Origin of the sequence: Proteiniphilum sp. (genome assembly GCF_034927365.1) — a bacterium.
GTDB lineage: Bacteria > Bacteroidota > Bacteroidia > Bacteroidales > Dysgonomonadaceae > Proteiniphilum.
Genome location: NZ_JAYFQD010000013.1, coordinates 25,451 through 40,811, shown reverse-complemented (window position 1 = coordinate 40,811; position 15,361 = coordinate 25,451). Strand labels below are relative to the sequence as shown.

Below are 15,361 nucleotides of genomic sequence, written 5' to 3'. Positions count from 1 at the left end.
CATACCGGAAAGGATGATATGATTGGAGGGTCTCAGGAGAAAGAGGCAATATCTCTGACTATTTTAAATTTATAAAATAAAAAGAACACCAATTGTGTAATATTTTAATCCATTTTTTATTATTAAATTTTTATTGTATGAAAAAAAATTATTTATTTAAATTGTTAGTCTTCGCGGTAATTGCGGCATTCGTCACAGTTACGTCTTGTAAGGACTATGATGATGACATCAGCAATCTAGAAGATAAGATTGCCAGCATCAGTACAACTTTGAACGATCTTAAGACCAAAGTTGAAGCTGGAGCCGTTATCACCAAAGTTGAACAAACCTCTACAGGGGTAAAAATTACCACCGACAAGGGTACTTATGACCTAACCAACGGCACCAACGGCACTAATGGCACTAATGGCACTCCTGGATCAGTAATCACCGCTAACGCTGATGGTTTCTGGTACATCGACGGTGTGAAAACCGACAAATCATGGAAAGGAGCTGAAGGTCCTGCCGGTCCCGCAGGTCCTACCGGTCCTGCTGGCCCCGCTGGTCCTCAAGGTCCTGCCGGTCAAGACGGTGTATACTACTATCCACATTCAGATGGTACATGGCACAAAGTAGATGCTGAAGGCAAAGACGAAGCTACCACTCAGAAATGGTTACCGGAAGGTAATATTACTGCAGTTTATAATCCTGCAACCGGCGTTGTGACCCTTTACAATATAGATGGTGTCGGTCCGGAAGGTATCACTTTGGGTAAAACTGCTCTTGCTGGTTTATTGTTCGCACCGGATGAAATGGAAAAAGGTTTGGGCGTAACCGATATGGGTTATATCAATGGTACTCTCGGTATTGCTACAGTAAAGTCTACATTCCAGACTAACCTGAAATTGAATTTCAGATTCAACCCCTCTTCTGCGGATATTTCAGAAACTACGTGGGACTATATTGGCAACTCTGTGAAATTCCGTGCCGCTCCCGATAAAGACGAAACAGGTATTTTTGAAGTTCCTGCCGTAACCGAAAAATTCGGTTGGGGTGAATTCACTTTCCAGGTAAAGAAATGGGCTGAACCAGCTGCCGGACAAGAAAGGGTGATAGCTTTACAAGGAACCAACAAAGATGGTGCTGTAGTTACCTCTGACTACGTAAAAGTAAACACGGTAGAATATCTTGCAACGATCTCCGATTCAAAGAAAACTCCGTTCGTTGATTACAGGACATCTGCTCCCGCCATTGGTGCTACCAACGACCACGAAGATCTTCTTTACACAGCTAAAGATGTAGACCTGTTGGATTATGTATGGGCAACAGCTACTCCGGCTGCTGCAGGAAGTACCAAGAAGTTATTTGAAGCATATGGTTTCAGCGATTATAAATTCGAGTTTTCTACCAATGTCAATTTTGACGGTCTCGACGGTATTACCGATCAGAATTATTTTGTAAAACTGGATGGAACCAAATTATCTGTATTACAGGGAACTGCAGCTATCGACAGAACTCCGTTGATTAAAGTCACTTTAAAAAGTACCCTTAACGACGCTGTCCTGGCAACAGGTTATATCAAATTCAAAGTCGTAAGAAGTACTCCGGTGCCAGTAACACCTAAGACTTATACATTCGATGCCGGTACAATACCTTATGCTAATCTGTTTAAAGGTCAAACTGCAATCGTTGATAACAAAACAGACATCATCATTGGCTGGCAGAAAATGAACCAGATCTATACAGAACTTGGTTTGTCTCACAACGAATTCACTACGATCTACAATGCAGCAACTATGACTGTTGTTCCTGCTAATCCTGCAGACCATGGCATGGGAGGTATCGTTACTTCTCCTAATGCTCCCGATGTAGACTCTTATGCGGTGAAATATCAAATTACTCCGCTTGCCAAGTTTGGTCAGACAACTGTAACCTATACATTTACTCCGACCAGTTCATCACGTCCGGTATTGAACCTTGTATTCAAATACAATATCCAGAAGCCGACTCTTGACAAGACAATTCTGGCAGGATACCGCTACAACGGATCTGCAACCGATGTAATGACTAAGGGTATGAATACCGGTAGCGGTTATTTGATGCAGCTCTACCTGGGTGAAGCATTTGCACACGGATCTACAGCTTACAGAAATGTATTTGCAGCTGCAACCAATGGTAAGATCGACGGAGCTACCCATACCTTCCAGTTCAAAGCTACAACTCCGGCTCAAACAGGTGCACAATTGACTCCGGCCACTGCCTCTACAATTGACGGTGCTCTTGGAACCAATGCCAACAAGACTGCTGGACAGTTGATGGATTTGACAACGAAGTTGACTACTGCAGAAAGAGTATACGATATGCAGTTTGTAACAGGTTATCCGAATAACGAATCAGATGTATTTGATTTCAAAGTACACTTCGTGAATCCGTTCGAAATCATATTGGCAACTCCAACTGACTTCCAATTGATCGACAAGGTGAATGGTCAGAAAGATACTCAGGACATCAAAGAAAATTACATTGTTCTTTTCAATGGAAAGAGAATTGTAACGAAGGGTGTTGCTGAAACAGCCGATGGTGCCAACACTGTAAAGGCTAGTGATTATGTGGATATCACTGCTCCTACATTCGGTTTATTCTATACATTAACACCTGGACAGGTTTACACTACCATCTCTAAAGTGGGTGGCGACGCTGAAAACAAATCCAGTGTATTGGAATGGCAGAATGCCGGTACCAGATTACAATCAGAACAGAAGGTTGCTGATGCACAGGTTAAGTTTATAGCTTCCTTTGCTGAAATAACCAGAGCCGCTGATGCAATCACGGTTAAACCTGAATAAGTTTAGTTTTCATAATAGGCAGGAGGGGACAAAGCAGTTTCCTCCTGCTTTTTTTCAAATCCAATGTGAAGCAGACCTGTCAAACATAGGATTTTACTATGCATAAACGTACGGTCCTGATGGAATACATAACCAATTTATTAACAAACCTATGAAAAAGTTTTTCATTTATTTTTTCGCATTCATACTTGTCCCCGCATTGGCTTCGGCACAGCAAGGAGAAACCGGGGAAGAGACCAAAACAGTATTTAAACCGCATGCCTACCTGCAATTGCAAGGAGGTGCGGCCCATACACTGGGAGAAGCCAAATTTATGGACCTGATATCGCCTGCAGCAGCACTGAACCTGGGATATAACTTCAGCCCTCTGTTCGGGGTGAGGCTGGGTGCAAGCGGCTGGCAAGGAAAAGGCGGTTGGGTAGCTCCCGCACAAGTATACGACTTCAAGTTCGTACAAGGAAACCTCGACCTGGTATTTGACCTGGCATCAGCATTTGGCGGATTTAACCCGCAACGGACAGTAAGCCCCTACCTCTTTGCAGGAGGAGCCTATGCCTACGGATTTGAGAATGATGGTGCAACTGCCCTCGAATCGAAATTGGGCAACTACAAATTGGAATACCTGTGGAAAGAAAGCCGCGGCTTCATAGGTGGACGCGTTGGGTTAGGATTGAATTTCCGCCTGAGCGACGCAGTAGCCCTTGCTTTGGAATGTAACGCCTCGGCACTTGACGACCATTTCAATTCGAAAAAAGCCGAAAACCCCGACTGGCAATTCAACGCGCTGGCAGGTATCAAGATCAACTTAGGTAAAACCTACAAGAGAACCGAACCGGTCTATCATGACCCAAAACCGGCTCCCGCTCCCGCTCCAACTCCGGCTCCCGCACCGGCTCCGAAACCAACTCCGGCTCCTGCTCCGGCTCCCGTGGCGAAAGAATTTCCCACACTACCGGCAGTACACTTTGATTTCGACAGTGACAAGCTGGATACCCAAAAATATGCCGAAGAACTGAAGACCATCGTGACAGTACTGAAAGAATTCAGCAACGCCGATGTGATCATCACCGGTTATACCGACCACAAAGGATCTAACGCCTATAACGACGGACTTTCGCTCAGGAGAGCAGAAGCAGTCAAGAAATATCTCGTGGGAGAGGGTATAAATGCAGCAAGGATTTCTACTTCCGGTGCCGGTAAAGATTCCAAAACTTCCGGACAGGAAGCACTTACCATAAAAGCCCGCCGCGTGGAGGTAGCCAAGAAATAAAAAAGTAGTCACGGAAAAGAATAATCATTTTTACAATAACTCACTCATCGTTTATATAAACAAGTAATAAATTTATATTCTTTTTCCGGGAAACAGGAATGCCTTTTTGTAAAACGCATTCCTGTATTTTTTATAAACCAGACGCAAGAAATTATAGTATACTATATAATATATATTCGGTGTGTCAAAAAAATTGTAGAAACTGAATTAGAAGAAGATTTATAACCACGAATGCGCCAAGAAACCAAAACTTTATGTATCTTTGGGAGATTTTATACAAAGAGAATAATAACTTATCATTTATGACGAATCCAATTGTTAAGCAAATCGAGCTGTCAGACGGACGCACGATTACGCTGGAGACGGGGAAACTGGCAAAACAGGCCGATGGTGCTGTTACCCTCCGTATGGGAGACACCATGCTACTGGCTACCGTTTGCGCCGCCAAAGATGCAACCCCCGGAACCGATTTTATGCCGTTACAGGTTGAGTACAGAGAAAAGTTTGCCTCCTCCGGACGTTTCCCGGGTGGTTTTATGAAACGTGAAGGAAGACCTTCCGATTCAGAGATACTGACCAGCCGATTAATCGACCGAACACTCCGCCCCCTTTTTCCGGATGACTACCATGCCGATGTTTTTGTAAATGTGATTCTTTACTCCTCTAACGGTGAAGATATGCCCGATGCTTTAGCCGGACTGGCTGCCTCCGCAGCGTTGGCTGTTTCAGACATACCTTTCAACGGACCTATCTCGGAAGTACGTGTAGCACGTATTGACGGACAGTTAGTACTCAATCCTACTTTCAAACAATTACAACAAGCCGATATCGATATCATGGTAGGCGCTACTATCGACAATATCATGATGGTGGAAGGTGAGATGAATGAAGTATCAGAAGTAGAAATGCTCGATGCCATCAAATTCGCCCATGAAGAGATCAAAAGACATTGTCAGGCCCAGATAGAACTGACTGAAATGGTGGGCAAAACGGTAAAGCGTACCTACTGCCATGAGGAGAATGACGAAGAACTCCGCAAGCAGGTATGGGACACATGCTATCAAAAGGCTTATGCAGTAGCCTCTTCACAGAATCCCAACAAACATGAACGTATAGAAGCTTTCGAAGCGATCCTGGCAGAGTTCATGGAGTCGCTCCCCGAAGAAGAAAGAGAAGAGAAAAAAGCGCTTGCAGGACGTTACTACCACGATGTAGAGAAAGAAGCGATGCGCCGCTGTATCCTTGATGAAGGCAAACGGCTCGATGGCCGTGCCACCACAGAGATCCGCCCCATCTGGAGCGAGGTGGATTTTGTCCCGGGACCACATGGTTCGGCTCTCTTCACCCGTGGTGAAACCCAGTCGTTGTCGACCGTCACTTTGGGTACCAAACTAGACGAGAAGATCATTGACGATGTGCTCGTGCATGGTACCGACCGATTCTTGTTGCACTACAACTTCCCGCCTTTCTCTACAGGAGAAGCCCGTCCGCAACGCAGCACAGGTCGCCGCGAAATAGGACACGGCAACCTGGCACATCGCGCCCTCAAACGGATGATTCCGCAAGGATATCCCTATGTGGTACGCGTGGTGTCGGATATCCTTGAGTCGAACGGTTCATCTTCCATGGCAACTGTCTGCGCCGGCACACTGGCGATGATGGATGCCGGGGTAGCCCTCAGGAAACCGGTGAGCGGCATCGCCATGGGATTGATTTCTGAAAATAAAGGACAGAATTTTGCCGTTCTCTCCGACATCCTGGGAGACGAAGACCACCTCGGTGATATGGACTTTAAAGTGTGCGGAACCAGAGACGGTATCACCGCCACTCAGATGGATATCAAAGTAGACGGACTCTCTTACGAGATCCTCGAACAGGCATTGGCACAAGCCAAGGCAGGCCGTGAACACATCATGGGAAAAATGATGGAGACCATCTCCGAGCCGCGTGCCGACCTGAAACCACATGCTCCGCGTATCGAGGTGATCGAGATCCCGAAAGATTTCATCGGTGCCGTAATCGGCCCGGGTGGAAAGATCATCCAAGGAATGCAGGAAGAAACCGGCACCGTCATCACCATCGAAGAGATCGACAACAAGGGCCGCGTGGAGATATCAGCCAACAACAAAGCCTCTATCGATGCTGCCATGGCGAAGATCAAAGGTATCGTGGCTATCCCCGAAATCGGCGAAGTGTACGAAGCCACCGTCCGTTCGGTAATGCCTTACGGTGTGTTCTGTGAATTCCTCCCCGGAAAAGACGGACTCCTCCACATTTCCGAAATCGAATGGAGACGGCTAGAAACAGTAGAAGATGCCGGCATTAAGGAAGGCGATAAGATCCAGGTGAAACTAATGGATATCGACCCAAGAACCGGTAAGTTCAAACTTTCCCGCAAAGTATTGCTCCCACGCCCTGAAAGGCCTGAACGTCCCGACAGAGGCAGCAACCAAAGCGCAGAGTAAGAAACAGACACAGACAATATATATATGTAAAAGCGAGCCCGAAAAGGTTCGCTTTTTTGTTATCACCCCAATATTGGAAATTGTTTGTAAAACTTTAGTAACGTTATTGTTTCAGTTCTGAGCTTCGTACATACAAACCCTATATTTCCATAATATAGGATGCTCCCGGAAAAATTCAACGAGTCAGATTACTCTTGCGTTCGGCAAAACGAGTAAACTCGTTCTGCTCTCACTTGACAGAATAGTTCAACCAAGCTTGGTTTTTTTCTCGGCTTTCACTATATTTGTAACCTAAATCTTTATTTTTATAATAGAAACACACTATTGAGCGGGATTCCTGTATAATTTGTAATCTACAGGAACCAAACGGAAAGATATGCAAAAACAATTACTATTAGGAGCTGAAGCCATCGCACAGGCAGCGCTCGACGCCGGAATATCGGGCGTGTACGCTTACCCGGGCACTCCTTCCACTGAAATTACGGAATTCATACAACGGTCACAACCGGTCAACGGGGTATCGGTACGATCGACCTGGGCGACGAATGAGAAAACGGCTTTCGAAGCAGCATTGGGAATGTCGTATGCCGGGAAACGGAGCCTTACCTGCATGAAACATGTGGGATTGAACGTGGCAGCCGATGCATTCATGAATTCTGCCGTCACAGGTATACACGGAGGATTGGTCATTGCGGTAGCAGACGACCCTTCGATGCACTCATCACAAAACGAACAGGATAGCCGGGTCTATGCCAAATTCGCGATGATACCGTTATTAGAACCGTCCAACCAGCAGGAAGCCTACGATATGGTACGTTGGGGGTTCGACCTGTCGGAAAAAACCGAGCTTCCGGTAATGCTGCGTATCCCTACACGCCTCTCCCACTCACGTGCGGCAGTCCTGCGCAGGGAGCCGCGGGAGCAGAACGAGTTGCATCCTTCCGGCGACAAGGGGAAATGGATTCTCCTGCCCACCAACGCCCGGAGAAATTACCAACGGCTACTCGAAAAACAACAGGAGTTGGCCGACACCTCGGAAACCTCGGGTTTTAACCGGGTAACCGAAGGAGAAAGCAGAACGGCTGTCATCGCTTTCGGCATCGCCTACAACTACGCAATGGAAGTGATCAGGACACATAACCTGTCGGTAGCGGTACTCAAAATATCCCAATACCCGCTTCCGGAAAAACTGATTTCACAGTTTGCCAAAAAATATTCCGACATACTGATTGCAGAAGAGGGATATCCCGTCTATGAAGAGCTGCTGAAAGGATACTTCGGGAATAGCAAATTCCGGGGACGACTAGACGGTGCACTGCCCCGGGCAGGTGAACTCTCACCCAACCTCCTGGCCAAAGCGCTGGGAGTAGATACAGGAGAGATACGCACCATACCCGGTATTGTGGCAGGCCGCCCACCCATGTTATGCAAAGGGTGCAGCCACAGGGACCTGTTTGACGCCATCAACAAGGCAATGGAAGAATACCCGGAACACCATGTATTCGGTGATATCGGATGCTATACCCTCGGCGCATTACCGCCCTACAGTGCTATCAGCACCTGCGTGGATATGGGAGCTGCTATCACCATGGCAAAAGGAGCAGCCGATGCGGGAATGCGTCCCGCCCTATGTGTAATCGGGGATTCCACCTTCACCCATTCGGGAATAACAGGATTACTCGATGCGGTGAACGACAGGTCGCCCATGACCGTCATCATATCCGACAATGGCACTACCGCGATGACAGGGGGACAAAATTCCGCCGGAACAGGCCGCTTTCACAATATATGTAGGGGAATCGGCGTGGAAGAAGCACATATCCGGTCGATCGTACCACTCAAAAAAAATCTCGGGGAGAACTGCAGGATATTGAAAGAAGAAATCGACTATCAGGGCGTTTCCGTGATTATCGCCCAGCGGGAATGCGTGCAAACAGCAAGGAAATAATGTGCCAATATGCCAATGTGCCAATATGCCAATGTGAGTAATGAAAAAGAAGTCTGAAATCATTGTCAATTAATAAAATCTCTTAAGAAACAAAATGTTTCAATGCATTTTTTGAACGGAGAAAAACGTTCGGGAATGCTTGGCTTGGCTCTAAATTAAAAAAAATGAACAAAAACATCATCATAGCAGGTGTGGGTGGCCAGGGAATACTTGCCATCGCATCGATTATCGACCTGGCGGCAATAAATCTGGGTCTGCACGTGAAGCAGGCTGAAGTACACGGTATGAGTCAACGCGGTGGGGCGGTGGAATCGCACCTGCGGATCTCGTCCGAAGAGATATTTTCGGATCTGATTCCACTCGGTAAAGCAGACCTGATTCTGTCGATAGAACCGATGGAGTCGCTTCGTTACCTGCCTTTCCTGTCACCAGAAGGAGTGATCGTTACCGCCACCGAACCCTATATCAATATCCCCCAATACCCGGATGAGGAGAAGTTAATGGCTACCATCGAGGAATCAGCTACGCATGTGCCGGTAGAAGCCGGAACACTCGCCAGAAAAGCAGGCAGCCCGAAAACTTTCAACGTGGTAATGCTGGGAGCCGCCTCACCTTACATAGGGATAGAGGAGGAAGAACTCGAAAAAGCAATCTCCCTGTTCTTCGGAAGGAAAGGAGAAGAGATGGTCAATATGAATATAAAAGCCTTCAGGCTCGGAAAGGAACAGGCAACAGAACAGAATCCGGAGCGAGGCTGTGAAAATAGTCCTTACACAACAAAATAAAATGATCCGGAACGAGACCCGTCCGGTAAAAATGAGAACACCCTTGAAAATATGCAACAGAATAAAATGATTTGGAATCCCGAAAGGGAGTGCGCGGAGAGGGAGCAGATGCACCAACTACAAAGCAAGCAACTCTCCGGTATGATACAACGAATGTACGACCACGTACCATTTTACAGGAATCGGCTGAAAGAGAAAGGCATTGAGCCGGGAGATATACGCAGTGTGGATCAACTCAACGACCTTCCCTTTACCACCAAAGAAGACCTGAGGGAAAATTATCCGTTCGGGCTCTTTACGGTACCCCAGAGTGATGTGGTACGAATACACGCATCGAGTGGTACTACCGGTAAACCGACAGTGGTAGGCTATACACAAAAGGATATCGATATCTGGTCGGAGGTGGTAGCGCGAAGCCTCACCATGGCAGGCATACATAGCGGAGATACCATCCAGGTTGCCTACGGCTACGGCCCCTTTACAGGCGGGTTGGGATTACATTACGGTGCAGAGAAAGTGGGAGCGACCGTCATCCCCATCTCAAGCGGCAACACCAGAAAACAGTTGCAATTCATGACCGACTTCAACGCGACAGTTCTGGCCTGTACGCCCTCCTACGCGGCACATCTGGGCGAGAGCATCCTGAAAGAGGATATCTCTCCCGATGATATCAAACTGAGGACTGGCGTCTTCGGCGCGGAACCGTGGACCAACGAGATGCGCAAGGAGATAGAAAAATTGCTTAATATAAAAGCATACGATATCTACGGCCTGAGCGAGGTAATCGGTCCGGGTGTCTCGATGGAGTGCGAATGCCAATGCGGGAGCCATATCTTCGAAGATCATTTCATCCCCGAAATCATCCATCCCGAAACCCTGAAGGTATTGCCGGATGGCGAGATGGGTGAACTGGTATTCACCACTATAAGTAAGGAAGCAATGCCGCTGCTGCGCTACAGGACTCGTGACCTCACCCGCCTCCACCGGGAGAAATGCGCTTGTGGACGCACGTTGGTACGCATGGAGAAATGCCTCGGCCGGAGCGACGACATGCTGATTATCCGGGGTGTAAACGTCTTCCCGTCACAAGTGGAATCGGTACTGATGGAGATGTCAGAGACCTCGCCGCATTACCAGTTGATCGTCCGCCGGGAGAGCAACCTCGATACGCTAGAAGTACTTGTGGAGATCGATGAGAAGAACTGGTCGGACAGTATCCGTGAGCTGGAAGGGATCAGAAAACGGATCGACCATAACATCAAAAGCTTGCTGGGAGTCAGCGCCATCATCAGATTAGTGGAACCTCACAGCATAGAACGTTCCGAAGGAAAAGCAAAACGAATCATCGACTACAGGAAATAAGGTACTATGCAAAAAGTGCACTTTGCACGATAAACAAGGAAAGATAAACAGAAATCATAAAACAATCAACAGGATGCATATACAACAATTATCCGTTTTTTTGGAAGACCGGTCGGGACGTCTTACCAGTCTCACCCGTATTCTGGCTGAAAATGATGTGAACATCATCGCGTTGAATCTGGCTGAAACGACCGACTACGGCATTGTACGGATGGTGGTGGGAAGGCCCGGACTGGCAAAAGAGGTACTGGAGAAAGCTGGATTCTCGATTGGGCTGACCGATGTAGCCTGCGTGAATATGCCTGACGAGCCGGGAGCACTCTACCAGATACTGAAAATACTGACCGAAGAAAATATCAACGTGGATTATATGTATGCTTTCTCAAACCGGGATGTTGCATTGGCAGTAATCCGTACCTCGGATATATCCGCAGTGACAGAGATTCTGGAAAAAAAAGGAATGAAACTATTGTCCCAGTCGGATATTTATCAGCTTTGATTCAAAAATAAGACCATTAGAGCCAAGACTGTTGGAACCAAGACTATTAGAAACAAGACTATTGGAGCCAAGACTGCTGGAACCAAGATTGTTGGAACCAAGACTTGGGATATTAGATATAGGATTTGGGATACTCCTCGTCTCCCAGTCTCCCCAGTCTTTTATTACCACATTGGCATATTATTCACATTAGCACATTAGAGACATGTCCCGATTCGCAACCAGTGTAGCCAATCTCCGTTCTTCGGAGATCCGCGACTTAATGAGCCTCGCTACGGCTCCCGATATCATCTCTTTCGCCGGCGGTATGCCGGGAAATGAACTGTTCCCACTCGAAATAATCGACACTATCTATCAATCCCTCACTGAAAAGGAAAAACAGGTAGCAATGCAATACGGCCCGACAACGGGATTACCCTCGTTGTTAGAATCACTGTCCGCTTATCTGGAAAAGAAAGGGTTGCCGGCAAAAAGTAACCGGCTGATCATCACTACGGGAGCATTGCAGGCCATCCATATCCTTGCGAAGGCATTCATTGATCCGGGCGATCCGATACTGGTGGAAACACCCAGCTTTATCGGAGCCCTCTCGGCATTCCGTGCCTACGATGCGAATCTGATCACCGTTCCACTGAAAGAGGACGGAATGGATATCGGACAACTCAAAAAGCGGCTCGATTCTACCCTACCCACTCCCAAATTCCTCTATTATACGCCCAACTTCCATAACCCTGCAGGAATTATCTACTCCCGAAAGATAAAAGAGCAGATCATAGACCTGCTAAAAGACAGAGATATCCCCATCATCGAAGATGATGTCTACAGCGACCTCTATTTCTATGAGGAAGACCTGCCCGAAATGCAGTTGATCAAAGCGATGGATCCTGAGGGGATCGATGTATGCTATACCGGATCATTCTCCAAGATACTGGGTCCCGGATTGAGACTGGGATGGATGCTGGTGCCGGAGGAAATCTACCGGAAATGCGAACTGATCAAACAATCGATCGATGCCTGCTCACCCAGCATATCGCAAGTGATCGCCGACAAGTTTATCCGGCGGGGAGATGTGTATAACTACACGGCCAGTGTGCGGCTGGAATATAAAAAGCGGGGATTGGCCATGATAGAAGCACTGGAAGCATCTTTACCCTCTTACGTGACTTTCGAAAAGCCACGTGGAGGTTTTTATACCTGGCTGCGACTACCGGAAGGGACCGATGCAACCGCCATCCTGAGAAAATCGATCGAGAAAGGAGTAGTGTTCGTCTCCGGAAAGACTTTCGATCCCGATGCCATCCAAAACAACTATATGCGAGTTTCTTTTTGCAACACCGATGTAGAAACCATCCGTCAGGGTGTTCCCCTCATCGCGGAAGCCATCAAAGAAATCTACGGATAATACACTCTGGCATCTAGGCACTTATCCATGTAGCCACATCAACTAATAATCATCCTTGCTATGGTTGAGTTTCATTAGTTTCACCAGTTCCACCACCACGATAGGTACAAGCGAGAGGATTCCCACATACATCCAATGGGTACTATCCATCGCCGTCACGCCAAAGATATCCATCAGTCCGGGGATTAACAGCACGACCACCAACAGGAGCGCCGATGCAAAGATCGCTCCCAGCAATGCCATATTGCTGAACAGGCTGGTACGAAACGAGGAGTCGATATTGGAATGCAAATTACGCACATGTAACAATTGAGAGAAGCCCAATACCGCAAACGCCATGGTCTGTCCTAACGGCTGTCCTCCATCCTTAAAGCCTATGATATAGGCAGCCAGTGAAATCAAACCGATAGTCGCTCCCTGGTAACCGATTCTCCATATCATCCCTCTGGTGAAAAAACCCTTCTTGGGATCCCTCGGCTTCCGGGTCATGATGTCCCGGTTGGCAGGATCCATACTCAATGCCAGCGCCGGCAGGCTGTCCGTCACCAGGTTTATCCATAGAATAAGGATAGGTGTCAACGGATTACCGATATTGACAATGGAGGCGATAAAGATCAGCAATACCTCACCCACATTGGCCGACAACAGGAACTGAATCACCTTCAGTATATTGTCGTAGATCCTTCGTCCTTCTTCCACCGCCTTGACGATGGTGGCAAAGTTATCATCTGTCAGGATCACATCGGATGCCTCCTTGGCTACCTCGGTACCGACGATTCCCATAGAGACACCAATATCGGCCTGTTTGAGTGCCGGTGCATCATTCACCCCATCACCTGTCATCGCCACGATATCACCGTGCGATTGCCACGCCTTCACGATCCTCACCTTATGCTCAGGTGCCACACGTGCATACACAGAATAGGACTCCACATCATTATAAAGCGCCTCATCGTCCATCTCCTCCAGATAAGGTCCCGTGATAGCCTTATCCCCTTGATGGTAGATCCCTATCTCATCGGCAATCGCTACCGCAGTCACCTTATGGTCGCCGGTAATCATTACGGGACGGATACCGGCAGTCCGGCATTTCTTCACCGCCTCCAACGCTTCGGGGCGTGCCGGGTCGATCATCCCCAGCAAACCGATAAAGATAAGACCATTCTCCACCGTTTCCACTTTCACTTCCGCAGGCAGTGCATCCATATCCTTATAGGCTATGGCAAGCACACGCAATGCCGACTGTGCCATCCGGTGATTCTCTTCCCTGATGGTCTCCTTGTCCTCTTCTGTGATAGGCCTCACTTTTCCGTGGATAAGGATATGGGTAGTGATGCTTAACACCTCATCCAGTCCCCCTTTCAGGTTTACACGCAGCTGCCCCTCCTCCATCCGGTTGATGGTAGACATCCTCTTCCTTTCGGAATCGAACGGCACTTCATTCTCACGGGTAAAGCGATTCTCCAGTTCGTTCTTATCCATTTTCAGGCTGAGCGCTACATCCACAATGGCGATCTCAGTGGGATCGCCGGCGGTTTCATGCTTTCCGTCGGGCAACTTTTTCAGATGGGCATCGGTACAGAGCAACGACGACTGAAGCAACATCCTTTCATCACTATCAAGCTCTTCGGGAAGGGGAGGATTACGGAAGTCAATGCGATTACCGCCAGCCCAACCTTCCACGACCGTCATCTTATTCTGGGTCAGGGTACCGGTTTTATCGGAACAGATCACCGTGGTACTTCCCAGTGTTTCCACCGAAGGCAGGGTACGCACGATCGCGTTCAGCTTCACCAGACGCTGTACACCAATAGCCAGCACAATGGTAGAGACAATCTGTAATCCTTCGGGAATGGCAGCAACTGCCAGGCTGACAGCCATCATCAGCATTTCCAGCCAATCGTTGCCGTACAATACCCCTATTATAAATATAAAGACGCAGATACCCAACGCCACGTAACCCAGCACTTTACCAAGCTGTCCAAGTCGTTTATTCATCGGTGTTTCTGTCTGCTGCGTATTTTGGAGCATATGGGCTATCTTGCCCACTTCTGTCTGCATACCGGTACCTACCACCACACCTTTGCCACGACCGTAAGTCACGGTGCTGGTAGAAAAAGCCATATTGTCGCGATCACCCAGTGGAAGTTCTTTCGCCTCCAATGCATGATGATTCTTTTCTACGGGAACCGACTCACCGGTGAGTGCAGCCTCCTGTACCTGCATATTAACGGCCTCTATCAGGCGTAGATCGGCAGGGATAATATCGCCGGTATCCAGGATAACGATGTCGCCGGGTACAATTTCAGTGGAGGTTATTTCAGTCACCTGCCCACCACGCAACACTTTCGAATGCGGTGAACTCATCCTGTTGAGCGCTTCCAGCGATGATTGTGCTTTCTTCTCCTGTACCATACCGATGATAGCATTCACCAACAATATGGCAAGGATTACAAATGATTCTATCAGCCCTTCACCCTCCATCACGCCGACCACACCCGACAGGATGGCAGCCGCAAGCAGGATAACCACCATCATGCTCTTGAACTGCTCGAAAAACATGGCAAGCAACGATTTCTGCTTTCGCGACTCAAGCTGGTTAGGGCCATAATGGTTAAGACGCTCTTTCACTTCATTGTCTGAAAGCCCCGTACTGGATGACACCTCTAATTGTTGTAATACCTCTTTTACCGGTTGATTGTAATAATGATCCTTCATTCTTTATATATTTAACGTGGGCTAATGCCTGATAACCCAAAACAGATGAAAAATAAACAAACTGAGAAAAACAATGGTTCACCAGTT

At 47.7% G+C, this 15,361-nt stretch carries 9 protein-coding genes; 8 read left to right on the top strand and 1 reads right to left on the bottom strand.

Annotation, left to right across the window (positions count from 1 at the left end):
- Positions 1-137 precede the first annotated feature (137 nt).
- From VB073_RS09360 to VB073_RS09325, 8 genes are all read left to right on the top strand, one after another.
- Entirely contained in the window at positions 138-2,825 is a 2,688-nt protein-coding gene (locus tag VB073_RS09360) for a collagen-like protein (RefSeq protein ID WP_323403900.1), read from the top strand.
- Between the two features lie 151 nt (positions 2,826-2,976).
- Positions 2,977-4,095, top strand: coding sequence for an OmpA family protein (locus VB073_RS09355; protein ID WP_323403899.1), 1,119 nt, complete (start codon positions 2,977-2,979; stop codon positions 4,093-4,095).
- Positions 4,096-4,397: 302 nt separating this feature from the next.
- Positions 4,398-6,560 carry a polyribonucleotide nucleotidyltransferase gene (gene pnp / locus VB073_RS09350; protein ID WP_323403898.1) on the top strand — a complete coding sequence of 721 codons (2,163 nt, stop codon included), beginning with the start codon at positions 4,398-4,400 and terminating at the stop codon, positions 6,558-6,560.
- 376 nt (positions 6,561-6,936) lie between these two features.
- Positions 6,937-8,508 (top strand): thiamine pyrophosphate-dependent enzyme, encoded by a 1,572-nt coding sequence (locus tag VB073_RS09345; protein WP_323403897.1) that lies wholly within the window; start codon positions 6,937-6,939, stop codon positions 8,506-8,508.
- Positions 8,509-8,672: 164 nt separating this feature from the next.
- Positions 8,673-9,293 carry an indolepyruvate oxidoreductase subunit beta gene (locus VB073_RS09340; RefSeq protein WP_323403896.1) on the top strand — a complete coding sequence of 207 codons (621 nt, stop codon included), beginning with the start codon at positions 8,673-8,675 and terminating at the stop codon, positions 9,291-9,293.
- 66 nt (positions 9,294-9,359) lie between these two features.
- On the top strand, positions 9,360-10,655 hold the full coding sequence (locus VB073_RS09335; protein WP_323404274.1) for a phenylacetate--CoA ligase: 1,296 nt from the start codon (positions 9,360-9,362) through the stop codon (positions 10,653-10,655).
- Between the two features lie 73 nt (positions 10,656-10,728).
- Positions 10,729-11,154, top strand: a complete 426-nt coding sequence (locus tag VB073_RS09330; RefSeq protein WP_323403895.1) for an ACT domain-containing protein — start codon at positions 10,729-10,731, stop codon at positions 11,152-11,154.
- Positions 11,155-11,359: 205 nt separating this feature from the next.
- Positions 11,360-12,556 (top strand): PLP-dependent aminotransferase family protein, encoded by a 1,197-nt coding sequence (locus VB073_RS09325; RefSeq protein WP_323403894.1) that lies wholly within the window; start codon positions 11,360-11,362, stop codon positions 12,554-12,556.
- 42 nt (positions 12,557-12,598) lie between these two features.
- Here the strand turns inward: VB073_RS09325 and VB073_RS09320 are convergent, their stop codons facing one another.
- Positions 12,599-15,274 (bottom strand): calcium-translocating P-type ATPase, PMCA-type, encoded by a 2,676-nt coding sequence (locus tag VB073_RS09320; protein ID WP_323403893.1) that lies wholly within the window; start codon positions 15,272-15,274, stop codon positions 12,599-12,601.
- Positions 15,275-15,361: the final 87 nt, after the last annotated feature.

Excerpts from the sequence above, each read along its gene's own strand:
- VB073_RS09360 (WP_323403900.1), top strand. The coding sequence starts at position 138 with ATGAAAAAAAATTATTTATTTAAATTGTTAGTCTTCGCGGTAATTGCG.
- VB073_RS09355 (WP_323403899.1), top strand. The coding sequence starts at position 2,977 with ATGAAAAAGTTTTTCATTTATTTTTTCGCATTCATACTTGTCCCCGCA.
- pnp (WP_323403898.1), top strand. The coding sequence starts at position 4,398 with ATGACGAATCCAATTGTTAAGCAAATCGAGCTGTCAGACGGACGCACG.
- VB073_RS09345 (WP_323403897.1), top strand. The coding sequence starts at position 6,937 with ATGCAAAAACAATTACTATTAGGAGCTGAAGCCATCGCACAGGCAGCG.
- VB073_RS09340 (WP_323403896.1), top strand. The coding sequence starts at position 8,673 with ATGAACAAAAACATCATCATAGCAGGTGTGGGTGGCCAGGGAATACTT.
- VB073_RS09335 (WP_323404274.1), top strand. The coding sequence starts at position 9,360 with ATGATTTGGAATCCCGAAAGGGAGTGCGCGGAGAGGGAGCAGATGCAC.
- VB073_RS09330 (WP_323403895.1), top strand. The coding sequence starts at position 10,729 with ATGCATATACAACAATTATCCGTTTTTTTGGAAGACCGGTCGGGACGT.
- VB073_RS09325 (WP_323403894.1), top strand. The coding sequence starts at position 11,360 with ATGTCCCGATTCGCAACCAGTGTAGCCAATCTCCGTTCTTCGGAGATC.
- VB073_RS09320 (WP_323403893.1), bottom strand. The coding sequence starts at position 15,274 with ATGAAGGATCATTATTACAATCAACCGGTAAAAGAGGTATTACAACAA.